This window comes from Amycolatopsis sacchari (assembly GCF_900114035.1).
In the GTDB taxonomy this organism is placed as follows: Bacteria; Actinomycetota; Actinomycetes; order Mycobacteriales; family Pseudonocardiaceae; genus Amycolatopsis_E; species Amycolatopsis_E sacchari.
In genome coordinates, this window is the sequence record NZ_FORP01000002.1 from 469,129 (window position 1) to 495,304 (window position 26,176).

Annotated in this window: 23 protein-coding genes; 9 read left to right on the plus strand and 14 right to left on the minus strand. The window is 71.6% G+C overall.

Annotated features, from left to right (window positions below):
- Position 1: 1 nt before the first annotated feature.
- From BMZ92_RS06380 to BMZ92_RS06390, 3 genes are all read right to left on the minus strand, one after another.
- Positions 2-313 carry a hypothetical protein gene (locus tag BMZ92_RS06380; protein WP_091504759.1) on the minus strand — a complete coding sequence of 104 codons (312 nt, stop codon included), beginning with the start codon at positions 311-313 and terminating at the stop codon, positions 2-4.
- 89 nt (positions 314-402) lie between these two features.
- Positions 403-2,037 (minus strand): thiamine pyrophosphate-binding protein, encoded by a 1,635-nt coding sequence (locus tag BMZ92_RS06385; protein ID WP_091504760.1) that lies wholly within the window; start codon positions 2,035-2,037, stop codon positions 403-405.
- Positions 2,038-2,089: 52 nt separating this feature from the next.
- Entirely contained in the window at positions 2,090-3,091 is a 1,002-nt protein-coding gene (locus BMZ92_RS06390; RefSeq protein WP_091504761.1) for a glutathione S-transferase family protein, read from the minus strand.
- 86 nt (positions 3,092-3,177) lie between these two features.
- Here BMZ92_RS06390 and BMZ92_RS06395 point away from each other — a divergent pair, with 86 nt between their 5' ends.
- The gene (locus BMZ92_RS06395; RefSeq protein WP_091504762.1) at positions 3,178-4,536 is read left to right on the plus strand and encodes a WS/DGAT/MGAT family O-acyltransferase; all 1,359 of its coding nucleotides are present in this window, start codon (positions 3,178-3,180) and stop codon (positions 4,534-4,536) included.
- A gap of 54 nt (positions 4,537-4,590) precedes the next feature.
- On the opposite strand, the gene BMZ92_RS06400 is transcribed toward BMZ92_RS06395, so the two are convergent.
- Positions 4,591-5,799 (minus strand): MFS transporter, encoded by a 1,209-nt coding sequence (locus BMZ92_RS06400; RefSeq protein WP_218153406.1) that lies wholly within the window; start codon positions 5,797-5,799, stop codon positions 4,591-4,593.
- Positions 5,800-5,857: 58 nt separating this feature from the next.
- Between BMZ92_RS06400 and BMZ92_RS06405 the strand changes: the two genes are divergently transcribed.
- Entirely contained in the window at positions 5,858-6,199 is a 342-nt protein-coding gene (locus BMZ92_RS06405; RefSeq protein WP_091504862.1) for an ArsR/SmtB family transcription factor, read from the plus strand.
- On the opposite strand, the gene BMZ92_RS06410 is transcribed toward BMZ92_RS06405, so the two are convergent.
- Positions 6,196-7,170, minus strand: coding sequence for an aldo/keto reductase (locus BMZ92_RS06410; protein WP_091504764.1), 975 nt, complete (start codon positions 7,168-7,170; stop codon positions 6,196-6,198). The two genes, BMZ92_RS06405 and BMZ92_RS06410, sit on opposite strands and share 4 nt — an antisense overlap.
- Positions 7,171-7,250: 80 nt before the next feature.
- Between BMZ92_RS06410 and BMZ92_RS06415 the strand changes: the two genes are divergently transcribed.
- Positions 7,251-8,492 carry an MFS transporter gene (locus tag BMZ92_RS06415; protein ID WP_245782929.1) on the plus strand — a complete coding sequence of 414 codons (1,242 nt, stop codon included), beginning with the start codon at positions 7,251-7,253 and terminating at the stop codon, positions 8,490-8,492.
- Here BMZ92_RS06415 and BMZ92_RS06420 read toward each other — a convergent pair.
- Both BMZ92_RS06420 and BMZ92_RS06425 read right to left on the minus strand, forming a co-directional pair.
- Positions 8,470-9,867, minus strand: coding sequence for an amidase (locus tag BMZ92_RS06420; protein WP_091504765.1), 1,398 nt, complete (start codon positions 9,865-9,867; stop codon positions 8,470-8,472). The genes BMZ92_RS06415 and BMZ92_RS06420 overlap by 23 nt on opposite strands.
- 7 nt (positions 9,868-9,874) lie before the next feature.
- Positions 9,875-10,852: a D-2-hydroxyacid dehydrogenase gene (locus BMZ92_RS06425; RefSeq protein WP_091504766.1), complete on the minus strand. Its 978-nt coding sequence runs from the start codon at positions 10,850-10,852 to the stop codon at positions 9,875-9,877.
- Between the two features lie 94 nt (positions 10,853-10,946).
- Here BMZ92_RS06425 and BMZ92_RS06430 point away from each other — a divergent pair, with 94 nt between their 5' ends.
- The 4 genes from BMZ92_RS06430 to BMZ92_RS06445 are packed head-to-tail and all read left to right on the plus strand — an operon-like array spanning position 10,947 to position 13,776.
- Entirely contained in the window at positions 10,947-11,687 is a 741-nt protein-coding gene (locus tag BMZ92_RS06430) for a maleate cis-trans isomerase family protein (protein WP_091504767.1), read from the plus strand.
- A gap of 32 nt (positions 11,688-11,719) precedes the next feature.
- Positions 11,720-12,433 (plus strand): maleate cis-trans isomerase family protein, encoded by a 714-nt coding sequence (locus BMZ92_RS06435; RefSeq protein WP_091504768.1) that lies wholly within the window; start codon positions 11,720-11,722, stop codon positions 12,431-12,433.
- The gene (locus tag BMZ92_RS06440; RefSeq protein ID WP_091504769.1) at positions 12,424-13,086 is read left to right on the plus strand and encodes a GntR family transcriptional regulator; all 663 of its coding nucleotides are present in this window, start codon (positions 12,424-12,426) and stop codon (positions 13,084-13,086) included. The genes BMZ92_RS06435 and BMZ92_RS06440 overlap by 10 nt, the downstream gene beginning before the upstream one ends.
- A 30-nt stretch (positions 13,087-13,116) precedes the next feature.
- Positions 13,117-13,776: a hypothetical protein gene (locus tag BMZ92_RS06445; RefSeq protein ID WP_091504770.1), complete on the plus strand. Its 660-nt coding sequence runs from the start codon at positions 13,117-13,119 to the stop codon at positions 13,774-13,776.
- Here BMZ92_RS06445 and BMZ92_RS06450 read toward each other — a convergent pair.
- The 7 genes from BMZ92_RS06450 to BMZ92_RS06480 form a co-directional block, all read right to left on the minus strand.
- Positions 13,763-14,656 carry a UbiA family prenyltransferase gene (locus BMZ92_RS06450; protein WP_091504771.1) on the minus strand — a complete coding sequence of 298 codons (894 nt, stop codon included), beginning with the start codon at positions 14,654-14,656 and terminating at the stop codon, positions 13,763-13,765. The genes BMZ92_RS06445 and BMZ92_RS06450 overlap by 14 nt on opposite strands.
- A complete protein-coding gene (locus BMZ92_RS06455; protein WP_091504772.1) occupies positions 14,647-15,870 on the minus strand; it encodes an FAD-dependent monooxygenase in 1,224 nt (407 codons plus the stop codon). The genes BMZ92_RS06450 and BMZ92_RS06455 overlap by 10 nt, the downstream gene beginning before the upstream one ends.
- A complete protein-coding gene (locus tag BMZ92_RS06460) occupies positions 15,867-16,445 on the minus strand; it encodes a hypothetical protein (protein ID WP_143249805.1) in 579 nt (192 codons plus the stop codon). The genes BMZ92_RS06455 and BMZ92_RS06460 overlap by 4 nt, the downstream gene beginning before the upstream one ends.
- A gap of 72 nt (positions 16,446-16,517) precedes the next feature.
- On the minus strand, positions 16,518-16,763 hold the full coding sequence (locus BMZ92_RS06465) for a hypothetical protein (RefSeq protein ID WP_091504774.1): 246 nt from the start codon (positions 16,761-16,763) through the stop codon (positions 16,518-16,520).
- Positions 16,764-16,984: 221 nt separating this feature from the next.
- Positions 16,985-21,259, minus strand: coding sequence for an HAD-IC family P-type ATPase (locus BMZ92_RS06470; RefSeq protein WP_091504864.1), 4,275 nt, complete (start codon positions 21,257-21,259; stop codon positions 16,985-16,987).
- Positions 21,260-21,306: 47 nt separating this feature from the next.
- Positions 21,307-22,368, minus strand: coding sequence for a tartrate dehydrogenase (locus tag BMZ92_RS06475; RefSeq protein ID WP_091504775.1), 1,062 nt, complete (start codon positions 22,366-22,368; stop codon positions 21,307-21,309).
- Positions 22,365-23,819, minus strand: a complete 1,455-nt coding sequence (locus tag BMZ92_RS06480; RefSeq protein ID WP_245782930.1) for an NAD-dependent succinate-semialdehyde dehydrogenase — start codon at positions 23,817-23,819, stop codon at positions 22,365-22,367. Before BMZ92_RS06480 ends, BMZ92_RS06475 begins: the two co-directional genes overlap by 4 nt.
- A gap of 85 nt (positions 23,820-23,904) precedes the next feature.
- Here BMZ92_RS06480 and BMZ92_RS06485 point away from each other — a divergent pair, with 85 nt between their 5' ends.
- Both BMZ92_RS06485 and BMZ92_RS06490 read left to right on the plus strand, forming a co-directional pair.
- The gene (locus BMZ92_RS06485; protein ID WP_091504777.1) at positions 23,905-25,158 is read left to right on the plus strand and encodes an aspartate aminotransferase family protein; all 1,254 of its coding nucleotides are present in this window, start codon (positions 23,905-23,907) and stop codon (positions 25,156-25,158) included.
- A 9-nt stretch (positions 25,159-25,167) separates the two neighbouring features.
- On the plus strand, positions 25,168-25,668 hold the full coding sequence (locus BMZ92_RS06490; protein ID WP_091504778.1) for a DUF3830 family protein: 501 nt from the start codon (positions 25,168-25,170) through the stop codon (positions 25,666-25,668).
- Positions 25,669-26,176 lie beyond the last annotated feature (508 nt).

The following is a 26,176-nucleotide window of genomic DNA, read 5'->3' on the forward strand; positions in this document are numbered from 1 at the left end:
TTCAGTTCAGTCCCCTCGGCGGCTCGAAGCGCCGCAGCTCGCGCTCGGCGGCCTCCTCGTGGGAGCGGTAGAACGCGACCGCCTGGGCCAGCCGGCCCGCGTAGTCGGTGAAACCATCGACGAGAGGCTTCTCCTTACCGGTCCAGCCCCGCTTGACCGCCGCCAGCCTGTCCACGGCGCGAGCACCCGGCAACCCCAGATCACCGTCGGGAACCGCCCCCGCGAAATCCAACGACCGGAACACGTCCGCGACTCGCTGGGCCGCCCGCCCAGCTTCGACCATCCCGCTGAGAACGACCTCGTAATCCGACACCGCCGGAACCCCCTGCTACCCCGCTACGTGTTCAAGCGGTAACGCTACGGTATGGCCGCGCGAGGCTCAATCAACTCGAGTAGAACTACTCAGGGCGTGCGGTACCACCGCGGCGAGGTGTTGACCGGGGGTTTCAGCGCCGCCCGCACCACGAGGACGTTCGGCTCCTCCGCGCGGACGAACTCCCCCAGCAGGCGGCGGAACGCGCGGCCGAAGCCCTTCACCTCGTCCGCGTGCACGCCGAACGAGCGCGCCAGGCCGACGAAGTTCGGCGTGTGCAGGTCCACCCCGCGGTGCGGCACGCCGGCCCTGTCCTGGTCGAACCGCAGCATCCCGTACCCGCCGTCGTCCACGATGATGACCGTCACCGGCAACGACTCCTGCGCCAGGGTGGCCAGATCCCCGCAGCCGTAGAGGAAACCGCCGTCCCCGCTGACGCACACCACCCGTCCGCCGCCCGCCGCGGCCGCGCCGAGTGACGCCGGGAAGCCGAACCCGAGCGTGCCCCACCCCATCGGGTAGGCGAACCGGCGTGGCGCGCTCACCCGGTGGTACCCGCCCGCCCAGTAGCCCGCCACGCACATGTCCGCGACGACGACCGCGCCCTCGGGCAGCGTCTCCTCCAGCGTGCCCAGGAAGTCCGCGGCCTGCGGCTCCTCCGCCCGCATCCGCCGCCGCACCGTGTCCTCGATCCGCCGCAGCCGCGCCGTCAGCTCCCCCAGCCCCGGCCGCGCCACGAGCCCGCCCACCAGCTGCGCCACGACGTCCCGCGCGTCCCCGACGAGCGTGACGTCCGGCTGGTAGTTCTTCGCCGCGTCCTTGGCGTCCACGTTCACCGCGATCAGCTTCGGCGGCCGCGGCATGCGCCAGTTCTGCGTCATCAACCCGTCGAAGTCGCTGCCCACGCCCAGCACCACGTCGGCCTCGTCCCACAACGCGCCGACCTCGGGGGCGTGCACCGGGGTCGGCGCGAGACACGGGTGCCCCGGCGGCAACAACCCCCGTCCCGCGAAGGTCGTGATCACCGGGGCCGTCAGCTTCTCCGCCAGCTCCCCCACGACCGGCCCGGCCTCCGCCCGCACGGCGCCGCCGCCCGCCCAGATCACCGGCCGTTCGGCGCCGGCCAGCAACGCGAGCGCGTAGTCCAGCTGGTCCAGGTCGACCGCCGTGAACCGCTCGGTGACCTCCGACTCCGGCCTGCGCTCGGTCCCGGCCCGCAGGAAATCCGTCGGGATGCCGACGTACACCGGCCCGCTCTGCGGTTCACGCGCGATGCGGGCGGCCCTGGCGACAGCGGGCGCGAGATCGGCGGGCGACTTCACGGTGATCGCAGCCTTCGTGACCGGCGCGAACATCGCGGCCTGGTCGCTGGTCTCGTGCAGCACGCCCCGCACGGTGCCGGGGCGGCGCAGCGCCGACGGGATGTCCGTGGCCAGCACCAGCACCGGGGACGCCGAGGCCATCGCCTCGCCGACCGCGCCCAGCGTGTTCGCCGCGCCGGGACCGGTGGTGACGACCGCGACGCCGAGCCTGCCCGTCGCCCTGGCGTACCCGTCGGCCGCGTAACCCGCGGTCTGCTCGTGCCGGACGCCGATCAGCCGGATGCCGCTGCCCGCGACCGCCTCCCAGATCGGCAGGTTGTGCACGCCGGGCAGGCCGAACGCCACGTCCGTCCCTAGCTCGGCCAGCACGTCCACGAGATGTTCCGCGCCGGTCTTGTTCACCCGACCAGGTTAGGCCCCCACGGAGCGGAGCCACTCTCGGTGGGTCCCCGCCTCACCACTGGGGCGGCACGGCCTCGGCGGCGGGCGGCGGACCGGGCGGGGTGCCGTCCCCGAACGGCCGCCCGCCGAGCTCCTCGCGCCCGTGCGGTTCCGCCCAGGACCGCAGGTCCGGACCTTTCGGCACGATCCGCGTCGGGTTGACCTGCTCGTGCACCTGGTAGTAGTGCCGCTTGATGTGGTCGAAGTCCACCGTGTCGCCGAAACCGGGCGTCTGGAACAGATCGCGCGCATACGCCCACAACACCGGCATTTCGCTCAGCTTCTGGCGGTTGCACTTGAAATGCCCGTGGTAGACCGGGTCGAAGCGGACCAGCGTGGTGAACAACCGGATGTCCGCCTCGGTGATCGTGTCACCGACGAGAAAGCGCTGTCGGGAAAGCCGGTCCGACAATTGGTCCAACCGGGCGAACAACCGCGAATACGCGTCGTCGTAGGCGGACTGTTTCGTCGCGAAACCCGCCTCGTACACCGCGGCGTTCACGTCGCGGTACACCGCCTGGTTGATTTCGTCGATCTCGTCGCGGTGCTTTTCCGGGTACAGGTCGGGCGCGCCTTCCCGGTGGTACGCCGTCCACTCCGTGGAAAAGTCCAGCGTGATCTGCGGGTAGTCGTTGGTGACGAGCTTGCCGCTGGGGATGTCGACGACGGCGGGCACGCTGATCCCGCCGTCGTACGCCGGGTCCGCCGCGCGGTACGCCTCGGCGAGAAAACGGATGCCCAGCACGGGATCCCGGCCGTCCGGGTCGAGCGTGAAGCGCCAGCTGCGTTCGTCCTGGATGGGGTCGGCGACCGCCACGGAGATCGCCTCCTCCAGCCCCAGCAGCCGCCGCACGACCAGTCCCCGGCTCGCCCACGGGCACGCGCGGCTGACCACGAGCCGGTACCGCCCCGGCTCCACCGGCCAGCCGTCGCGGCCGTCGGCGGTGATGCGCGCGGCGAAGTGGTTGGGGGACCGCACGAACTCCCCGGTTTCCGGATCGGTCGGAATGGTCATACCGACACCCTAGATGGGGTGCGCGGGCCTAGCATTGTGCGAACGACGGCGGCCACGCGTGGCACTGCACGAGAGGTGGACCCGGAATGGCGCTGATGCCCTTCACCGACTCGATGTTCCTCCTGGTCGAAAGCCGCGAGCACCCGATGCACGTCGGCGGCCTCCAGCTGTTCCGCAAACCCGACGGCGCGGGGGAGGACTTCCTCCGTGGGCTGCGGGACGACCTGCTCAAGGCCGACGGCGTGCCGCCGCTGTTCCGCCGCCGCCCCGCGCGGCCGGTGAACACCCTCGGCTACCTGGCGTGGATCCAGGACGAGGACATCGATCTGGACTACCACTTCCGGCATTCCGCGCTGCCGCAGCCCGGCCGGATCCGGGAGTTGCTGGAGCTGACGTCCCGCTGGCACAGCACGCTGCTCGACCGGCACCGCCCGCTGTGGGAGATCCACCTCGTCGAAGGCCTGCGGGACGGCCGGTTCGCGATGTACAGCAAGATCCACCACGCGCTCATGGACGGCGTGTCCGCGCTGCGGCACCTGCAGGGCACGCTGTCCGACGACCCGGACGACCACGACTGCCCGCCGCCGTGGGGTTCCCGGCGCGCGCCGCGGGAGAGGACCCGGGGCACGCGGTCGTTGCTGCACACGGCACGCACGTCGCTGGAGCAGCTCGCGGGAGTCGCCCCGGCCGCGCTGCGCGTCGCGCGGGAGGCGTTCCGCGAGCACACGCTGACGTTGCCGATGCAGGCACCGCGCACGATGCTGAACGTGCCGATCGGCGGTGCGCGCCGGTTCGCCGCGCAGTCCTGGCCGCTGGCGCGCGTCCGCTCGATCGCCGCGCGCACGGGGACGTCACGCAACGACGTGGTGCTCGCGATGTGCGCCGGTGCGCTGCGGGACTACCTGATCGAGCAGAGCGCGCTGCCGGACGCCCCGCTGGTCGCGATGGTGCCGGTGTCGATGCGCAAGCAGACCGAGGTGCAGTCCAGCGGCAACCAGATCGGCGCGCTGCTGTGCAACCTCGCCACCGACAAGTCGGATCCGGCGATCCGGCTCGCGACGATCCACCACTCGATGCGTGAGGCGAAGCGGATCTTCAACGAGCTGACGCCCGTCCAGGCGCTGCTGCTGTCGGGGATCAACGTGGCGCAGCTGGGGATTTCGACGGTGCCGGGTGTCGTGTCCAACACCCGGCCCCCGTTCAACCTCGTGATCTCCAACGTGCCGGGGCCCCGCAAGCAGATGTACTGGAACGGGGCGGCGCTCGACGGGATCTACCCCGCGTCGGTGCTGCTGGACGGGCAGGCGCTCAACATCACGCTGACCAACAACGGCGACAACCTGGACTTCGGGATCACGGGCTGCCGCCGCAGCGTCCCGCACCTGCAGCGGCTGCTCCTCCACCTCGACACCGCTCTTTCGGAGCTGGAGGCGGCGGTGGCCTGAACTCCACTTTGGACGGTGGGGTCAGGGGGCCCGGTGAGCCAGAGTTCGTCGAACTCACCGAGGCGCAGGTGGACCGACATCGAGCTCTCTCCTTCTCCCGGGTTGACGTTGGCGTTCCGGCGCCGTGGCCCAGAGGAACACCAGCGTGACCAGTGCCGCGCCGGCGGCGACGAGGGGCACGAACCCGGGCCCGGCCGCGGCGACGACCCCACCGCCCAGTGCCGATCCCCCTCCGGTGCCGACGTAGATCATCGAGCCGTTCAGCCCGAGCGCCACGGTCGCCGCGGTACCGCTGGCCGCGAAAACCCGGGTCTGCTGCGGGGTGATCTGGAAGGAGCCGACCAGACCGAGCACGGCGAGCGCGGCGATCGCCGGCACGAGGCTCAGCCGGACGAACCACAGCGCGACCAGTGCCAGCGCGCTGACGGTCAGGCCCACGGTGATCACCCGGAGCCCGCCCCACCGGTCGGCGAGGTGGCCGACGAGCCGGTTCCCGGTGAAGAGGGCGACACCGAACACGACCAGCGCGACGAGCACCGACGTGTCCGTCTGCCCCTGCGCGCCGATGATCGGGGCGACGTAGCTGAGAACGGTGTACTGCGGCACGAGCTGGAGCGCGGTGCCGCACAGCAGCAACAGCATGCTAGGGGTACCGAGGAGGCGGAGCCGCTCACGCAGTGACGCGGCGGGCAGCCGCACGCTGGGCAGCACCAGGCACAACGCCGCCGCCACCGCCGCCACGCCGGTAACCAGCCACAGCGCCGCGCGCCAGCCGATCTGCTGCCCGACCAGCACTCCGACCGGCACCCCGACGACCGTGGCCAGGCTCGACCCGGCACCGACCATCGCCAGGGCACGCGCCCGCCGCTCCGGCGCGGCGAGAAACCCGACGACCGCGTACGCGTTCGCCTGGAACCCGGCCGCGCCCAGCGCGGCCAGGACCCGCCCGGCCAGCACCACCCCGTAGGTCGGGCCGAGCGCCTGGCCGACCATGCCGAGCAGGAAGACCGCCATCCCGCCGCCGAGCACGACGCGCCGGTCGAGCCGGCCCGTGGCGGTCGCGATCAGCGGCGATCCGATCGCGTAGGTGAGGGCGAACGCCGTGGTCAGCTGCCCGGCCTGGGCGACGCTGACGTGCAGGTCTTGGGCGACCGCGGGCAGCAGCCCCGCCAGCACGAAGCTGTCGACCCCGAGCACGAACGTGCCGACGGCGAGCAGCACCAGCCGCGCCGACGGATCAGACTTCGATGACAGTCGAACCACGACGGCCACGGTAGGCTGGAATTCGATGAACGTCAAAGTGTCGCGTGGAGGAGGTCCGATGTCGCGAACGCTGCCGGAGCCGTCGATCGACGAACTGGACCTGACGGCGATCCTCGGCGCACTGGTCGACCCGGCCCGCCGCGCGATCATGACCGTGATGTACCGGGGACCGGAGCCGTTCGACTGCAGCGCCAGCACGTGGTGCGCCAACCTCGGGGTCACCCCGCCGACCATCTCGCACCACTTCCGGACGTTGCGCGAGGCCGGCCTGACCCGCACCGTGGTCGACGGCCGCTCGCGCAACGTCCGGGTGCGCAAGGAAGATGTGGAGAAACGCTTCCCCGGCCTCCTCGATGCCGTGCTGGGCCACGACGCGGAGGGGCCGGGGCCGGCCGCCTAGGCCACGCCCTCGGGGCTCGCGCCCTCGACCTGGATGCCGCGGGCGGTGATGCGCTCGATCTCCGCGATCTCGTCGGGGGTCAGTTCGACGTCCGCCGCGCCGAGGCTGTCCTCGATGTTCTTCGCCCGGCGGGCGCCGACGATCGCCACGTGCACGCCCGGCTTGTGCAGCGTCCAGGCGATCGCGAGCTGGCTGACCGTGCATCCCTTGTGCTCGGCGAAAAGCTTCAGCTCCTCGACCACCTCCAGGTTCCGCCGGAGGTTGTCGCCCTGGAACGCGGACGACCTGGCGCGCCAGTCACCGTCTTCGAAGGTCGCGTCCGGCTTCAGCGCGCCGGTGAGCAGCCCGCTGCCGAGCGGGCTGTAGACCAGCACGCCGATCTCGTGCTCGCGGCAGTACGGCAGCGGGTCTTCCTCGATGGCGCGGCGGAACAGGTGGTACGGCGGCTGCAGCGTCTCCACCGGCCGGACGCGGTCGAAGGCCGCGAGCTGCGAAGTGTCGTAGTTGGACACTCCGACGTGCCGGATCTTGCCCTCGTCGACCAGTTCCTGCAACGCGCTCGCGGTCTCCTCGGCCGGGGTGTCCGGGTCCGGCCAGTGCACCTGGTACAGGTCGATGTAGTCGATCTCCAGGTGGCGCAGGCTTTCCTCGACGCCGTGCCGCAGCCACGAGCGGCGCGCGTCCCGCGGCCGGTCGCTGCCGGGGTTGACGCCGCCCTTGGTCGCGATCACCAGGTTTTCGCGGTCCCGCTTGAGTTCCTCGCGCAGCGCCCGGCCGAGCAGGGCCTCCGACTTGCCGAACCCGTAGGCCTGCGCGGTGTCGAAGAAGTTCACGCCCAGCTCCCGGGCGTGCTGGATGGCCCGGACCGCCGCATCCTCGTCGAAGGCGCCCCAGTCGCCGCCGAGCTGCCAGGTGCCGAACGCGATGCGGGAGACCTCCAGCCCGCTCCTGCCCAAAGTCGTCGTACGCATGCTTCCAGCTCAGCACATCCGGCCGTTCGCCGCATCGCCGAGTAGCCCCGCTCACAGCGATGATGGGGCACACTCGTGTCGTGCCACACGAAAACCCGCACGGCGGACACGGCGCGGTGAAGCCGCTGGCGCACAAGGACTTCCGCTGGCTGCTGGCAGGCAGGACGAGTGGCGAACTGGGCAATGCGGTCGCGCCGGTGGCGCTCGCGTTCGCGGTGCTCGACCGCACGGGGTCCGCGGTGGACCTCGGGCTCGTCGTGGGGGCCCGGTCGGTGGCGAGCGTGCTGCTGGTGTTGTTCGGTGGCATGCTCGCCGACCGGCTGCCACGCTCGGTGATCCTCCAGGGCACCGAACTCGCCGCGACGCTCACCCAGGCGGGAATCGCCGCGAGTGTCCTTTTCGGATTCGCCTCCTTGCCGTTGCTGGTCGGGCTGAGTGCGGTCAACGGCGCGGTCGCCGCGGTTTCACTACCGGCGGCGTCGGCGCTGACCCCGCAGACGGTGCCGGAAACCGTGCTGGGACAGGCGAACGCGTACGTCCGGATCGGAGCGAACCTGGGCCGGTTCACGGGAGCGGCACTGGGCGGGGTGCTCGTCGCCGGCCTCGGCGCGGGTGGCGCGATCGCGGTGAACGCGGCTCTGTTCCTGTGTGCGGGCCTCTGCTACCGGGGAATCCGGGTCGGGCTGCGGCCGGCACCGGCGTCCCGGCCGCTGGCCGAACTCGCCGACGGCTGGCGGGAGTTCGCGTCGCGGACGTGGGTGTGGGCGGTCGTGGCGCAGTTCTGCGTCGTCAACGCGGTGAACGCGGGTGCGGTGCAGGTGCTGGGCCCCGTCGTCGCGGACGGGACGATCGGCAGGGCCGCGTGGGGTTTCGTGCTGGCGGCCCAGACGGTCGGCGCGCTGGCGGGCGGGGTGCTCGCGGCGCGGTGGCAGCCGCGGCGCGCGCTGCTGGTCGGTGTGGCGGTCACGTTCGCGGACGCCCTGCCGGTGGTGCTGCTGGCGCAGGCGCCGCTCGTGCCGCCGCTGCTGGTGGCGGGGTTCGTCACGGGCGTCGCGGTGGAGCTGTTCACGGTGGCGTGGGACGTGTCGCTGCAGGAGAACATCCCGCCGGACCGGCTCGCGCGGGTGTACGCCTACGACATCCTCGGCTCGCTCGTCGCGCTGCCGGTGGGCACCGTCGCCGCCGGGCCGCTCGCCGCGCACTTCGGCACGCGGGCGACCCTGCTCGGCGCCGCCGTCCTCCTCACGGCGGCCACGGCGGCGGCGCTGCTGAGCCGGGACATCCGCACCTTGCGGCGGATCAGCCCGCGGCCATCCGGCTGACGCGGATCGGGCGGATCTCCTCCACCAGCTTCGCCACCGCGAGGACCAGGTCGTCCGAGTGCCGCGGGCCCACGATCTGCAGCCCGACCGGCCGCCCGTCCTCCGTCACGCCCGCCGGGACGCTGATCGCCGGCTGCTGGGTCATGTTGAACGGGTACGTGAACGGCGTCCACTCCGGCCAGCTCGACAGGCCGCTGCCCGGCGGCACCTCGTACCCGGCCTCGAACGGCGGGATGCCGACCGTCGGCGTGATGAGCACGTCGTACCGCGTGTGGAACTCGCCCATGAGGATGCCGAGCGCGGCGCGCTCCGCGTTGGCGGCCAGGTAGTCCGCCGCCGAGTACGTCTTCCCCTGCTCCCACACGCGCCGCAGGCCCGGGTCGATCCTCTCCTCGGACCCCGGCGGGAAGGTGTTCAGCCACTGCGCGGCACCCGTGGACCACAGCACGTCGAACGCGTCCTTCGGGTCGCTGAAGCCCGGGTCGGTCTCCTCGATGCGCAACCCCGCGTCTTCCAGCCCGGCCACGGCGGAGCGCACCAGGCTCGCCACTTCCGGATGGACCTCCGCGAAACCCAGCGTCGGCGAGAACGCCGCGATCAAGCCCCGCACGTCACGCCGGACGGCCTCGCGGTACGCGCTGATCGGCGGCGGCAGCGCGTTGGGGTCGCGGTGGTCGGGCAAGGCCAGCACGTCCAGCATCAACGCGACGTCGTCCACCGAACGCGCCATCGGTCCGGCGTGCGAGAGCGCGCCGAACGGGCTCGCCGGGTACAGCGGCACGCGGCCGTACGTCGGCTTCAGCCCGACAATGCCGCAGAACGCGGCGGGAATCCGGATGGACCCGCCGCCGTCGGTGCCGACGGACAGCTCCCCCATCCCGGCCGCGACCGCCGCCGCGCTGCCGCCGCTCGACCCGCCGGCGGTCAGCGCCGTGTCCCACGGGTTGCGCGTGATGCCGCAGAGCGCGCTGTCGGTGACCCCCTTCCACGCCAGTTCCGGCGTGGTCGTCTTGCCGAGCAGCACCAGCCCGTTCTCCCGCAACCGCGCGGCGACCGGGCTGTCCACGTCCCACGGCTGGTTCGGGTCGACGCACGTCGAGCCGCGCAACGTCGGCCAGCCCGCGGTGAGGAACATGTCCTTGATCGACGTGGGCACCCCGTCGAGCCAGCCGATGGGGTTGCCCTCCCGCCAGCGGGTTTCGGACGCCTTCGCACCCTCCAGCGCGACCTCGCGGTCGACGAGGCAGTAGGCGTTGACCTCGCCGTCGCGTTCCTCGATGGCGTTCAGCGCGGACTCGGTGGCCTCCACGGGCGACAGCTCGCCGGTGGAGTACGCGGCGACCAGCTCGCTGGCCGTCAACAGGGTGCTCATCATGCTCCTTTTAATGCCCCGACGGCACGTAGCCCAACTGTTTGTCGACGACATTACGAAGCGGGCGGCCATCGCGCCACCGTGCGAAGTTGTCGGCGAACACCTCGACGAGCGTGTTCCGCCAGCCGACGAAGTCCCCCGACATGTGCGGGGAGATCACCACGTTGTCCAACGTCCACAGTGGATGATCGACCGGCAACGGCTCGGTGTCGAACACGTCGAGCGCGGCCCCGGCGATCTCTCCCGCACGCAAGGCCGTGACCAGCTCGTCCGTCACCACCAGCTCACCCCGGCCGACGTTGACGAACCGGGCGGACGGCTTCATCGCGGCGAAGGCCGCGGCGTCGAACATGCCCTTGGTCTCGTCGGTCAGCGGCGCCACGGCGATCACGTAGTCGAACCCGGCCGCCACCCGGACGAGGTCCGCCGAGGCGTGCACGGTGCCGAAGTCCGGATCTTCCCCGCGGGCGCGGCGGCCCATGCCGGAGACGTCGAGCCCGGCGGCACGCAGCAGCCGCGCGATGGCGCGGCCGATCGGCCCGGTGCCGACGACGAGCGCGCGTCGCCCGGCGACCCGCTCGCTCTCGCGGTGCTGCCAGCGACGCTGCCGTTGCAGCTCGAGCGAGCGCGGCAGGTCCTTGGCGAACGCGATGACCACGCCGAGCACGTACTCGGCGATGGAGTCGTCGAACACGCCCCGCGAATTGGTCAGGACCACGTCGCTTTCGCGCAGTTCGGGGAACATCACCGGGTCCACGCCGGCGCTCGCGATGTGCACCCAGCGGATGCGGTCGGCGGCGTGCCAGGCGCCCGGCACGGCGGTCGAGAGGAAGTCGTAGACGAACAGCGCGTCGGCGCCCCGAAGCGCGTCCGGGAGCCCTTTTTCGTCCGTGTAACGGATTTCCGCCGCCGCCTCGACCGCGTCCATGTCCGGGGGGCGCCGATCACCGCAGAGCACCGCCAGCACCGGGATTTCCGTGCCGATCATCGTTGACACGGTAGGAGCCGGTCGTATGATTGTCAACAATCCGAGGAGCCACCCCGGAGGCCTTCGTCCAGAGCGTCACCTTCGGAGCCGAGCCTTGGATTTGGACTTCCCTGCCTTCGACGGCCCACTGGCACAGCGGGGGATCGGCGTCATCGCGCCGTTCGACCTCGCGCTGGAACGCGAGCTGTGGCGCTGGGTGCCGATGGAGGTGTCACTGCACCTCGCGCGCACCCCGTACGAACCCGTGCCGGTGAGCATGGAGATGGCGCAGCTCGTCAGCAACAGCGCACACCTCGCGGCGGCCACCCGCGACGTCCTGCACGTCGAGCCCGAGGTCGTCGCATACCTGTGCACGTCGGGCAGCTTCGTCAACGGCATCGACTACGAACGCTCGCTGTGCAAGGCGATCTGCGACGCCGGCGCGCCGGACGCGGTGACCACGTCGGGCGCGCTCGCCGAGGTGCTGGACCAGCTGGACGTGCACCGGGTCGCCGTGATCACGCCCTACGACGCCGACCTCACCGGGAAGCTGCACGACTTCCTCGCCGAGATGAACGTCGAGACCGTGGCGAGCGAGCACCTCGGCCTGGGCGGCGGGATCTGGAAGGTCAGCTACCGCACGATCGCGGAGCGCATCTTCGCCGCGGACCACGCCGACGCGGAGGCGATCTTCGTGAGCTGCACGAACCTGCCCACGTACGACCTGATCGAGCCGCTGGAGGTCGCGCTGGGCAAGCCGGTGCTGACCGCCAACCAGCTGACGATGTGGGCGTGCCTGAAGCGGATGCAGCTGCCGATCGTCGGGCCCGGGAAGTGGTTGAAGGAAGTATCGTAGGATTGTCGACAACCTTCCTGGAGGTGCCGCCCATGCCGACAGTCGGCTTCATCTACCCGGACCACGCCGCCGAGGACGACTACCCGTTCGCCGAGCGGCTGCTGGGCCCGGGGTTCTCGCTGCCGGTCGAGCACATCTACGGCACCGACCTGCACGCCGTGCCCGAGCTGCTCGACCTCGGCAGCGAGCAGCGCCTCGCCGAGGGGGCGGCGCTGCTGGCCGAGCACGAGCCGGACGCCGTGGTGTGGGCGTGCACGAGCGGCAGCTTCGTCTACCGCTGGGACGGGGCGCACGAGCAGGTGGACAAGCTCGCCGCCGCCGCGGGTAAACCGGCGTCGAGCACGTCTTTCGCGTTCGTGCGGGCGGCGGAGAAGCTGGGCCTCAAGCGCGTCGCGGTCGCGGCGAGCTACCCCGAGGACGTGGCGAAGCTGTTCGTGGAGTTCCTCGGCCAGGGCGGTGTGGAGATCGTGTCGATGACCAGCGAAGGCATCGACACCGCGGCCGAGGTCGGCAGGCTCTCCCCCGAGGCGGTCGTCGACCTCGCGGTGAGCCACGACCACCCCGACGCCGACGCGGTGCTGATCCCGGACACGGCTATGCGCACACTCGGGGTGCTCACTACGATCGAAGCCCGGCTCGGCAAGCCCGTGCTCACGGCCAACCAGGTGACCGTCTGGGAGGGCCTGCGCCTCACGGGTGAGATCCCCGGGTCGACTGAACTGGGGGAGCTCTTCCGATGCCATTAGCCGAAATCGAACCGGTCAGCCGCGAGTCCACCGCTGCGATCATCGCGCGCCAGCTGCGTGAGGCGATCATGAACGGGTCGCTGCCGCCGGGTACGCAGCTCGCGGAAACCGAACTCGCCGCGCAGTTCCAGGTGTCGCGCGGGCCGCTGCGCGAGGCGATGCAGCGGCTGGTGTCCGAGGGACTGTTGCGCAGCGAACGGCACCGGGGGCTGTTCGTGATCGACCTCGAACCGGAGGACGTGCACGACATCTACTCGGCGCGGATGGCCATCGAGCGGCAGGCGCTGATCCGCGTCGCGCAGGGAGCCGACCGCGAGGCGGTGGCGGACGCGCTCGACGAGACCGTGCGGGAGATGGCCGCCGCGACGGCCGCCAAGGACTGGGCGGCGGTGTCCGAAGCGGACACCCGGTTCCACGAGGTGCTCGTCGCGGGCTCGGGGAGCAAGCGCTTGCAGCGGATGTCGCGCACGCTGCTGGTCGAGACCCGCATGTGCCTGTCCGCGTTGCGCCTCAAGTACAACGACGACGAGGAGCGCGTGACCGAACACGAGCAGATCGCGGAAGCCGTCCGCCGCGGTGACGCGAAAAAGGCGGCGGCGTTGCTGGAGGACCACATGGACGACGCCGTGCGCCGGCTGACCGCGGGCACGTAACGTTCTCCGGCGCGATCTCGATCCCGCTGTGTGCGCAAGCTCTGGTTGTTCCTGGTCGCGGCGGGTCTGCTCGCGGCGTGCTCCTCGTCGCCCGCGCCGGTAGCTGCGCCGCCTCCCCTGTCGCCCGCCCCGGAGGTGAGCGATCAGCAGCGGCTGGTCGCCGCGCTGCCGAGCGAGGACGAGGCCGAGCGCTACGGACTGGAACCAACGGGCACAGCCGCTCCTCTGCTGCCGAGCGAAACGACGCGGGTCTCGCTCGGCAAGCCTTGCGACCGCACGTTGCCTTCGGACGTGCGGATTGCGGGAGCCGCTCAGGCGATCTGGTACCTGACCAACAACAACCCGCGCCTCCAGGTGCGCCAAGTGCTGGCCCGCTACAGCCGCACCGCGGGAGCAACGGTCGTCCAGGAGGTCGAGCAGTCCTTGACCTGCCGGACCGGCACCGACGAGGACGAGGTTCCCTACGCCTTCGACGGCAAGCTGGCACTGCCGCCCATATCGGGTGCGGACCGCCAGGTCGCCTACTGCGTGCACAGCACCGGGCTGAACTACCGGGACTGCTACGTGTATGCCGCCCGGGGTGAGTTCGCCATGATGCTCGACTTCCGGACCTACGGAGACAAGGACTCCGCCAACCAGGTCGTACCGACCCTGACCGCCCAGCTGGCCACCGCCCTCACGCGGACGTGAACACCACCGTCACGAGCAGGATCACCGGCGGGTGGAAGCTGGCCCGGTTGAACGCGGCCAACGCACCAGCCGCGTCGGGACGGCGGAGCAACCGCCGCGCGGGCACGAACACCGTGTACCCCAAGGCGAGCACCGCACCGGCGATCCCCAGTGGACCGATCTCGGCGTAGCACAGCAACGCGAGAACGGCCGCGGCGGCGACCGTCAGCGCGGCAGCGGCGACCGCAGCAGCGGTGCGGGCGCCGAACACCACCGGCACGGTCCGGATGCCGAGCCGGGCGTCCTCGTCGACGTCGGCGAGGTCGTTCGGGATGTTGCGCCCGCCGATTTCCCAAGAGGCCAGCCACAACGCGACGAGACCCAGCCGCAGCGGGTCGAACTCGCCCGTCATCGCGAACCAGCCCACCCATCCGCCGCCCGCGACCATGATCCCGCTGACCACGGTCTTGCCGCAGGTGGCGGTGGCCAGCAGGCAGTAGGCCACCTCCAGCACCGCAGCGACGAGGAACAACGCCACGCACACCCGGCCCAGCAGCGCGAGCAACACCACGGTCAGCAGGCCCAGCGCGGCCACCCACGCCACTCCGGCCCGCAGGGACAACCGCCCCTGCGCCAACGGATGCCTGCCACCCGCGCTTTCGATGTCCGGCAGGTCGAGTTCGCCGCGGCGTTGCCGGTCGAGGCCGGTGTCGAGCAGGTCGTTGAGCGCGATGACCGACGCGAACGCCGCCAGCGACGCGAACGCCAGCACGACGAAACGCCAGACCGGCGGATGACCGGGCGCGAGGAGCGCCACGGTCAGCGGCTGGGCCACGCTGAGCAGCGCCTGCGTGCCCCGGGAAAACCCGTAGAACGTGACGAGCCGCTCCCTCACCGCCATGCCGCACCACCCGCGACCAACTGGCCACGCAGGGGCTCGCGGACGTCGGGATGCCGCCCGGATCCGGCGTACCGGTGGGCGAAGGCCGTGGCGCTCGGCCCCGGCCGGGACAGGCTCGCGACGCGTTCGAGTTTCAACCGCAGCCGGAAATCCGGGTCGGTGGCGTCGTGTGGAGGCACGTGCAGCAGGTGCAGCAGCCAGTCGGAGAACTCCTGGGTCAGCCAGGCGTCCCGTTCCCGGCGCGCCGCGTACCCGGTCACGGCTGTCCGGTCCCCGTCGTGGAACCACCGGATCAGCGAGTGCGCCGCGTCGGCGGCGTCGGCGATGGCGAGGTTCATCCCCTTGGCACCGCTGGGAGTCAGCACGTGTGCCGCGTCGCCCGCGACGAGCAGCCTGCCGTGGCGCACCGGCGTGAGCACACTGCTGCGCATGCGCAGCATCCCGACCTCGTCGATGCTCTCGATCGAGGGCAGCAGCGAAGCGGTGTCGGCCATGCGGTGCGCGAACTCGGTACGGACACGTCGTTCGCTCCACGACTCCGGGTGTTCCCCGACCGCCGTCTGCAGGTAGAGGCGCGCGGTGTGTCCGGCACGCGGCATCATCCCCGCGAAACCGCGAGGGTGGATCCCGTACGTCACCCCGGCCACCGGACTGTCCACTGTGGCCAGAACGGTGAGCCAGTCGTAGGGGTAGCGGCTGGCGGACGGCCGGGCTCCCGCCGAGGTGAGGGCGGCCCCGCCGACGCCTCGCGGTCCGTCACAGGCGAGCACGAACTCGCACGCGATCTCCAGTCCAGGGCACTCGACGACCGGCGCGGTGGCCGGGTCGCGGAGGCCGAGCGCGGGGCTCGCGAAATGCGGTTCCAGTCCGGCGAGCAGGTCGCGGACCAGGAACTGTTGCGGGTACACCCAGTGCGCGGCGCCGCCGGACAGCGCCGCGTAGTCCACCCGGACCCGTGTGCCCGCACAGGAGAAGTCGCACCAGCCGCGCCTGCTCCCCTCGGTCGTCAGCCGGTCGGCCAGCCCGTGCTCGCGCAGGTACCGCACCACCCGGTGTTCGAGCAGCCCGGCCCTGGGCCGCCGCTCGAGTTCCTCCGGGGTGGCCTTTTCGACCACGCACACGTCGATTCCGGCGCGCAGCAACACGTGTGCCGCGACGAGTCCCGCCGGTCCGGCGCCGATGATGCCCACCTGGGTGGAGATCCGCCGGGTCATCCTGCGACCTCCGACCGGGCGTACGCGGCATCGACCACCTCGGGGTTGAACGTCTCGCACACGACCGCGAGCGGCCGCGCCGCGTGCCACAGCACGTAAGCGCGGAACGCCGCCGGCCCGGACCCGAGGGGCCAGGGCCTGCGACCGACCGCCATGAGCGTGCGGCTGTGCGCGATTCCCACGGAGCGCAGCGCAGCGCCGACGGGAGCGCCGCCGGTCAGGCTCTGGCGCACGGGCTCCGGCACGTCCGCGCGTGCCACCACCTGGTTGACCGACCAGACCCGCTCACCTGGACCGACCAGTGCCGAACACCGAACCAGCAAAGGCTCTTTCCCCAGCACGTCGAGGATTTCACGTGGTACCCGTGACGCGGGCACCTGATCGCGGACTTCGCGGAGTACGCGCAACGGGCCGTCCGCCATCGCGACGAGGGAGGTGGTGGTCAATCCGCGGCCGCCCAACAGCCCGCGAGTGGACGAACAACGGAACCGGGCGATCGCGGCCGCGATATCAGCCTGGTTCCGCACGGTGAACTCCCCGTCCGGGAAGTCCACCGGAATCCGCGTCGAAGTCATTTCCCGTTCCATTCCAGCCGGGCGCCAGGTGGAGCGGACCGCTTTTCCGGCCCGCTCCACCTGCCGAACAGGTCAATGACGGACTTGCTTCATCGCATCGACGAGCGTCGCCGGGGCGGTCACGATGCCGGTGGTGGCGCTGGCCACCAGTGCGGCCGCCCCTTCGCCGGCCGCCCCGCCACCGTTGATGAAGTTCGTGAAGGCGGTCGCGAAGGTGGGCTTGGGGTGCTCGTCATTGGTCGCCGCCGACGCGGCGGCCGCTCCACCGAACGAGAACAACGCGGCGAGAGCGAGGACGACAGGAATCTTTTTCAACATGTGCACTCCCTGAAGCGGGCTATCGGAACACGACGCGGCACAGCAAACCACCCGTTTCCGGACCACGCCATTCGCGGTCACGCTAATGAGTGGCCGCCGTTCATTTCCGAACCCGCGACGGGGAATTCGGCTACTCCTCTTCCGCGGCCTCCGCGCGGCGGTCGAAAAGCGCGCCGACCAGCGTCGCCAGGCACACGCCGGGGCCTGCCGCGAGAGTCCGACTACTCCTCTTCCGAGGCCTCCGCGCGACGGTCGAAAAGCGTGCCGAGCAGCGTCGCCGACGTGGCGGAGCCCAGTGCGATCGTCCAGCCGACCGGGCCCAGCGGGGTGCAGCCGAAGAACCGGCTCACCCCGGGCGTCTGGATCACCAGCGCCAGCGCCGCGGCCGAACCCAGCGAGGCGGCCAAAGTGGACACATCGACACCGCCGGTCACGAGCGTCTGCCCCAGCTGCGTCCCGACGAGGCTCGCCAGCGCGACCGTGCTCGCCCGCCTGCCGCGGCCGGTGAAACGCGCCAGCGTCCACGCCGTCGTCGCGCCGAGGGTCGTCACCCCGGCCCGGACGCCGATGTCCCGCTGCAATGCCTTGCCCAGCGAGCTTTCCGGGCCCTCGCTGAGCAGCTCGGTGCCCCCGGTCGGCCTGCGTAGCGCGATCGCGAGCGCGGGGGCCAGGTCTGTCAGCAGGTTGACCAGCAGCAGCTGCCGCGCGGTGAGCGGGGACCTGCCGGTGAGTGCCGCACCCAGCACGCTGAACGCGATCTCCCCCAGGTTGCCGCCCAGCAGGATCGCCAGCGCCTCACGCACCGAAGCCCACATCGCCCGGCCCTCGATCAGCGCCGCGATGATCGTTTCCAGCCGGTCGTCGGTCACCACCAGGTCGGCGGCGGCCTTCGCGGCGGGCGTGCCGTGACCGCCGAGCGCGATGCCGACGTCCGCGAGCCGGATCGCCGGGGCGTCGTTCGCCCCGTCGCCCGTCATCGCGACCGTGCGCCCGATCCGCTGGTACGCCTTGATGATGCGCACCTTCTGCATCGGGCTGCACCGCGCCACGACGTCGACGGTGCGCAGCGTCTCGGCGAGCTGCTCCTCGTCCAGCTCCTCCAGCTGCGCCCCCGTCACGACGTGCAGGTCGGCGTCGTCCTCGGTGACCTCGTTCGCGATGGCCTCACCGGTGTCGGGGTGGTCGCCGGTGATCATCACGATCTGCACGCCCGCCGCCCGCAACTGGGCCGCCGCCTCCGCCGCGCTGCCGCGCACCGGGTCCGCGATCCCGACGAAGCCGCGGAACTCCAGGTCCCGCACCGCATCCTCGTCCACTGTGGACGTTTCGAGCGGCCGTTCCGCCACGGCCAGCACGCGCTGCCCCGCCTGCGCGAGCTTCCGCATCCGGCTGGACATCTTCCGCCGCGCCGCCTTGTCGAGCGAGCAACGTGGCAACACCGCCTCCGGTGCCCCCTTGACGCTCAGCACGACCTGACCGTCGGCACGCCCCGCCACCGCGTGGTACCCGCGGGACGGCTCGAACGGCACCGAGTCCAGCGGCTCCCACTCGCCGGGTTCCGCGTGCTCCGCGCTCGCCAGCACCGCTCGGTCGGTGGCGTGCGGCAGCTCGGCCGGGTCGTCGGCGTGCGGGGTCGCCCGCACCGCGACGGCGAGCACCTTCCGCAGCTCCGGGGTCAGGTCGTCCACGCGGCGCCGGGAGCGCCCGTCGTCGATCTCGTTGACGGTCAGCTTGCCCTCGGTCAGGGTGCCGGTCTTGTCGAAGCACAGCACGTCGACGCGGCCCAGCGCCTCGATGCTGCGGGGGTTGCGCACGAGCGCGTTGTGCTCGGCGAGGCGCCGGGCGGCGGCCAGTTGCGCCGCGTTCACCAGGAACGGCAAGCCCTCCGGCACGGACGCGACCGCGAGGTTGACGGCCGCGGACATGCTCTCCCGCAAGGGAATTCCCCGGACGAGTCCGGCACCGGCGACGGCGACCGCCGAGCCCAGCGCGGCCGGCATGCTCTTGCGCGTCAGCTCCGACAGCCGGTGCTCCACGCCGGTGGTCGGCGCGTTCTCGCGTGCCAGCGCCATGCTGCGACCCGCTTCGGTGCCGTCCCCGGTCGCGACGACGACCGCCGTCGCACGGCCCGCGGCGACCGTCGTGCCCTCGTACAGCATCGACGTGCGCTCGGCGACGTCCGCGGCGACGACGGGCGACGGGTCCTTGGCGATCGGCAGCGATTCGCCCGTCAACGACGATTCGTCCATCTCCAGCGCGTCGGCGGTCAGCAACCGGCAGTCGGCGGGAACGACGTCCCCCGAGTCGAGCAGCACGATGTCGCCCCGCACGAGTTCGTCGGCGCTGAGGGTGCGCTCCTCGCCGTCCCGCAGCACCGTCGCCGTGGTCGCCGACCGCCGAAGCAGGTCGGCGAGCTGCCGTTCGGTGCGCACCTGCTGCACGCTGCCGACGACGGCGGACAACGCGGTGATCCCGGCGACCAGCAGCGCGTCCGACGGGGAACCCACGGACGCGGAAAGCGCCGCGCCGCCGAGCAGCACGGGGGTCAGCGGGTTCGACAGCTCGGCGAGGAAGGCGTTGGCGAAGCTGGTGCGTTCGGCCACCCCGTCCGGCGCGATACGCTTGCGCGCCTCCGTTGTGGACAGTCCTTTGTGGTCGGTCTTGAGCCGTTCCAGCACGACGTCCGCCGGCATCAGGTGCCAGGGCGCGACGGCCGCGTCGAGCACGGGCGGGCGCAGGCGCCCGGCACGCCGGTGCGCGTTGGCCAGCGCGATCCCGGCGCCCACGTTCACCGCGCGCAGGCTCCGGCTCGCCGGGCTCGTCCGGCCCCGCTGCAACGCGCTCACCGCGCCGACCCCGCTCGCCCCGGCGGCGAGGCGGATGCCGTCGCGGTCGATGTCCCGCGCGACGCACACCGCCTCGATCACCAGGCCCGCCACCGCGACGTCGTCACCGACCAGCAGGTGCGCACCCCACGGCGGCGCCTCGCCCTCGCCGTGCACGCCGATCCCGCAGTCCGACGCACCCAGCGCCTGCCGGTCGCCCGACACGAGCAGCACGACGCGTCCTTCGCCCTGCAGCTCCCGAACGGACGCGACGAGCCGGTTGCCGCCGGGCACCGTGCGGTCGGCGTCGAACGACGGTTCGTCACCGTTGGCGCTGATGATCGGCAGGTTGGCGCGGCGCGCGGCGGCGACGAGCGTGGCGATGCCCGGCGGGGTCTCGCGCTTCAGCCCCAGCACGGCACGCAGTTCGTCCCCGCACCACACGCCCAGCACGGCGGCCGCGCCACCCCGCAGCAGCTCCCCCGCCTCAGGCGAATCCGGGTCCAGCGGGGCCAGCCGCCAGCCGTCGGCGCTGCGCTCCTCCTTGGGGCGCTTGGGGTCGAACAGCTGCCAGATTCGGTCGACGACCCCTTCGCTGTCAGAAAGCGTTTTCAGCTCACTCGGCGCCATCCGGCCCGTGTCGAGCGCGGCCTCGTCCACCACGACGGTGTCGATGACGTCGAGCCGCCGCAGCACGGAGCGGTCCATCACGAGCGTGCCGTGCCGGGCGAGCACCCGGCCGAGGTGCGCGCCGAACGCCGACCGCCCCGCCTCCGCGGCCTTCGGCAGCGACGCGAGCCCGATGCCGAGCGCGCGGCGCGGGCCGAACGGCAGCATCACGCCCGCGGCCAGCGCACCGGCCGCCAGCGCCTTGCGTTCGTAGTCCTCGACGGGACCGTCGGGCAGCGGGCGCGGACGTTCGACCACGACCGGATCGGCGGCCGCGTCCTCCGGTCCGGTGATCAGCTTGCTTTCGGCGGCACACCAGGCCTTCGAGTAGGCCTTCGCCTCCCGCCACTGCTCGACGCGCTGCGCGGTGTCGAGCAGCGTGCCCTCGCCCCCGGCGGCGAGACCGTGTGCGAGGGCGCCGGCGATCGAAGTCGCCGAGTCGGCACGTTCCCCGCTTCCCGCGCGTTTCGCCGCCAGCTCCCGGAGCTTCGGGTGCAGGTCGAAGACGCTCGGCAGCGCGGCGACCTCGGCGGGCAGCGGCGCCCACGGCGCGACCCGGGTGATCGCCGACAGCCCGAGCCCCACGGCGTTCGCGGCGAGGGTGGGCAGCAGGCGCGTGCCGCGGATGCCGTCGGCGGGGTGGTGCAGTTCGTCCTCGGCGGCCTGTTCCTCCTCGGTTTCCGGTGCGGCCTCGGCACGCTCGACGGCCCGCACGAGCTCCTCGGTCGCGGGCGCGGGATCGCCGACGGCGATGATCACGCGGGAGGAGGGCGCGTTGACCCGCGCCCAGTGCACCCCCTCGTACTTCTCCAGCTCACGCTCGATGCGGCGGGCGACGCGTTCGCCGCCCGCCCCGTGCACGCCGTGCGCCTCGATGTGCAGCCGCCCCGGGCACGACCACACCTGCCGCCGCTGCCGTCCACCCAGCACGTCGCGGACCACGCCGGCGACCGCGCCCATCGTGGACAACGGTCCCGGCACCCGTACACCCAGCAGCCGCATCGGCACCTCCCTCTCCCGTGGAAGAAGGTGCCCAGTCCGGCCCGGGTTTATGCCTCGACCGAGTCGGCGATCGCGTCGCCCAGCTCCGCCGTGGTGGCCTTGCCGCCGAGATCGGGCGTCGCGACCTCGCCCATCGCGAGCACCTGCTCGACCGCCGCGTACACCGCGCGCGCCGCCTCGGCCTCGCCGAGGTGCTCCAGCATCATCGTGCCCGCGAGGATCTGCGCGACGGGGTTGGCGATGCCCTTGCCCGCGATGTCGGGCGCGCTGCCGTGCACGGCCTCGAACATCGACGGGTGCTCGCGCTCCGGGTTGATGTTGCCCGACGGCGCCATGCCCAGCCCGCCGGTGACCGCGGCCGCGAGGTCGCTCAGGATGTCGCCGAACAGGTTCGAGGCCACCACCACGTCGATCCGCTCCGGCTGCTGCACCATGCGGGCGGCCAGCGCGTCGATGTGGCACTGTTCACTGTGGACGGTCGGGAAGTCGGCGGCGACCTCGGCGAAGATCTCGTCCCAGAACGGCATCGTGTGGATGATCCCGTTGGACTTGGTGGCCGAGACGACGCGCCCGGTGCGGGTCTGCGCCAGCTCGAACGCGTAGCGGATGATCCGCTCCACGCCCACGCGCGTGAACACCGACTCCTGCAGCGCGAACTCGCCGGGCAGCCCGCGGTTCTGGCGGCCGCCCAGCTCGGAGTACTCGCCCTCGGAGTTCTCCCGGACGATCACCATCTCCAGCTCGTCGGCCGTGCGGTCCTTCAGCACCGACGTGGTGCCCGGCAGCAACCGCACCGGACGCAGGTTCACGTACTGCGAGAACGCGCGCCGCACCGGGATGAGCAGGCCCCACAGCGAAACGTGGTCCGGCACGCCGGGAAAACCCACGGCACCGAGCAGGATCTGGTCGAACCCGGACAGCTGCTCGATCCCGTCCTCCGGCATCATCCGGCCGGTCTCGGCGTAACGCTCGCAGCTCCAGTCGAACTCGGTCCACTCCAGTGTGAACCCGAACCGCTTCGCCGCGCGGTCGAGCACCTTGCGGGCCTCGGCCTGCACGTCCACGCCGATGCCGTCACCGGGGATGCTCGCGATGCGGTAGGAGCTCACAGAGCGACCGCCACGTACTTGATCTCCAGGAACTCGTCGATGCCGACGGCGCCGCCCTCGCGGCCGAGCCCCGACTGCTTGACGCCGCCGAACGGCGCCGCCGGGTTGGACACGATGCCCTGGTTGAGCCCGATCATCCCGGCCTCCAGGTTTTCCGAGACCCGCAGCGCGCGCTTGAGGTCGTTGGTGAACACGTAGCTCACCAGACCGTACTCGGTGTCGTTGGCGGCGGCGACCGCTTCGTCCTCGGTGTCGAACACCGTGATCGGCGCCACCGGGCCGAAGATCTCCTCGGTGGCCATGCGCGCGTCGCGGGGCACGCCGGTGAGCACGGTGGCCTGGTAGAAGTTGCCGGGCCCGTCGACGGTGGCGCCGCCGGTGAGCACCCGCGCGCCCCGGTCGGTCGCGTCCCGCACCAGCTCGCTGACCTTGCGCACGGCGTCGGAGTCGATCAGCGGGCCGACGACGACGCCGGGCTCGGTGCCGCGCCCCATCGGCAGCGCGGACATGCGCTCGGTGAGGCGGCGGGCGAACTCGTCGGCGACCCCGCGCTGCACGTAGAAGCGGTTCGCGGCGGTGCAGGCCTCGCCGATGTTGCGCATCTTCGCCTGCATCGCGCCGTCCACCGCCGCGTCGAGATCGGCGTCGTCGAACACCAGGAACGGCGCGTTGCCACCCAGCTCCATCGACGTGCGCAGCACCTTGTCGGCGCACTGCTCCAGCAGCTTCCGGCCCACCGCGGTCGAACCGGTGAAGGACAGCTTGCGCGCGCGGCCGTCGCGGATCAGCGGTTCCATCACGCCGCCGGGGTCGGTGGTCGTGACGACGTTGAGCACACCCGCGGGCAGCCCGGCCTCGGTGAGGATCGCCGCGAGCGCGAGCATCGACAGCGGGGTCTGCTCGGCCGGCTTGATCACCATCGTGCAGCCCGCCGCGATCGCCGGGCCGATCTTGCGCCCGCCCATCGCCATCGGGAAGTTCCACGGCGTGATCAGCAGCGTCGGGCCGACCGGCTGCTTGGTGACGAGGAAGCGGCCGGCGCCGTTGGGCGCGACCTGGTAGCCGCCGTCGATGCGCACGGCCTCCTCGGAGAACCAGCGGAAGAACTCGGCGGCGTAAGCGATTTCGCCCTTCGCCTCGGCCAGCGGCTTGCCCATCTCGAGCGTCATGAGCAGGCCGAGCTCGTCGGTGCGGGCGAGCAGCAGTTCGTACGCGCGGCGCAGGATCTCGCTGCGCTCGCGCGGGGCGGTGCGGGCCCAGTCGGCCTGCGCGGCGACCGCCGCGTCGAGCGCGGCCAGCCCGTCCTGGGGCGTCGCGTCGGCGACCTCGCACAGCACCTCGCCGGTGGCCGGGTCCTCCACGGCGAACGTGCGGCCGCCGGTCGCGGGCACCCACTTCCCGCCGACGAACAGCTCCTTGTGCACGCCCTCGACCACGCTGGTCTCGCTCACATCCGCCTCCGTGTGGATTGCACCAGTTCACCGGCCATGCTATGCATATTGTCAACAATCTACAACCCGGTCGAGGAGTGCCGACATGGCTCAGCTGTCCCCCCTGCTCAAACAAGCCACGCCCGTCGTCGTCGACCGGGGTGAAGGGGTCTACCTCTACGACGTGGACGGCAGGCGCCACCTGGACTTCACGGCCGGGATCGGCGTCACCAGCACCGGCCACTGCCACCCGAAGGTCGTCGCGGCGGCGCAGGAGCAGATCGGCAAGCTGATCCACGGGCAGTACACGACGGTCATGCACCAGCCGCTGCTCAAGCTGACCGAGCGGCTCGGCGACGTGCTGCCCGCCGGCCTGGACTCGCTGTTCTTCGCCAACTCCGGCAGTGAGGCGGTCGAAGCCGCGCTCCGGCTGTCCCGGCAGGCGACCGGGCGCCCCAACGTGATCGTGTTCCAGGGCGGCTTCCACGGCCGGACCGTCGCGGCGGCGACGATGACCACCTCGGGCACGCGCTTCAGCGCCGGGATCTCCCCGCTCATGGGCGGCGTGCACGTCGCGCCGTTCCCGTACGCCTACCACTACGGCTGGGACGAGCAGACCGCGACGGAGTTCTGCCTGCGGGAACTCGACTACCTGTTCGCCACCGTCAGTGCGCCGAACGAGACCGCGGCCTTCTTCATCGAGCCGGTGCTCGGCGAGGGCGGTTACGTCCCCGCGAACACGGCGTTCATGCAGGGCCTGCGGGCGCGCGCGGACGAGCACGGCATCCTGCTGGTCCTCGACGAGATCCAGACCGGTTTCGGGCGCACCGGGAAGTTCTGGGGGCACGACCACTTCGGCGTGCGGCCGGACGTGGTGACGATCGCGAAGGGCCTGGCCAGCGGTTTCCCGCTGTCCGGCATCGCGGCGTCCAAGGAGCTGATGGCCAAGGCGTTCCCCGGTTCGCAAGGCGGCACCTACGGCGGCAACGCGGTGTCGTGCGCGGCCGCGCTGGCGACGCTGGACGTCATCGAGGAGGAGGGCCTGGTCGCGAACGCGGCGGCCCGCGGGCGGCAGCTGCTCGAAGGCGCGCGGCTGGTCGGCGACAAGACGCCGGGCATCGGCGAGGTGCGCGGGCTCGGCCTGCTGGTGGGCTCCGAGTTCACCACCGCCGACGGCAAGCCCGACACCGCGACCGCGCAGGCCGCGCAGCAGGAGGCCGCCCGGCGCGGACTGCTGCTGCTCACGTGCGGCGCGTACTCCAACGTCGTCCGGATGATCCCGCCGCTGGTGGTGAGCGCCGAGCAGATCGACGAGGCGCTCGGCATCTGGGGCGAGACCGTCGCGGCCGTGACCAAGTAGAGGAGAGACGTGGCCCGCTACATCACCATCACCCTCGACAAGCGCGGGGTGTCCTGCCGCGCGGTGCTGCTCGACCGGGAGGCCCCGCGCACGTGCGAAGCGGTGTGGAACGCGCTGCCGCAGAGCGGTTCGGCCTACCACGCGAAATACGCGCGGAACGAGGTGTACACGCTGGTCCCGCCGTTCGCGGACCCGAAACCGGGGCGGGAGAACCCGACCATCACCCCCATTCCGGGCGACGTGGTGTATTTCGGCTTCGAGGCGTGGGAAATCGGCAATCCGGCCTACGGTTACGAGGATTCCAGCGAAGCGCACAGCGACCGGGGTGCGACGGATCTGGCCATCTTCTACGGGCGGAACAACCTGCTCATCAACGGCGACGCCGGCTGGGTGCCCGGAAACGTGTTCGCCACGATCGTCGAGGGCCTGCCGGAAATGGCGGCCGCCGCGCAGGACCTGTGGCTGCGCGGGGTGGAGGGCGAGACCCTCTCGTTCGCCAGGGCGGAGTAGGCGCGAGCACAGCGGGTGAAGGGCGCCGGACCTCCGGCGCCCTTCACCCGTTCGCATGAAAGTAGCGAAATCACGGGGCGTGCCTTGACCTTCACCCGTTCGAGAGACATCCATCCCGGCTTGCCGCATCAAGATCGCCATTACCGCACGTCACCGTTTCGAGTGGGGCTACCAACCGTGCAGCACCCCGTACGGGGGACCCCCGGCGCAAAACCCGAACGTGTTACACGTTTAACCTGTGAGGCTTTCAGCGCCGAACGGCAGCCGCTTTCCCCCGGCGCGGGGGCGCGTTGACAGCGGGCCCGCACGGGTGGAAATCTCCTCCTCGCTTTCGAAAGCAAGGGCACATTCGAAAAACAGTTGAGGAGCTTTTCCATGCACGCGTTCGGAGCACACTTCCACTACTGCCACGACGTTCTCACCCACGTCGTCGCCGGGCTGGTCCACTTCGTGGGCTGGCTGGTCTGATTCCGAACCCACCGACGGAATGAGCGCGGGGCCGGCACGA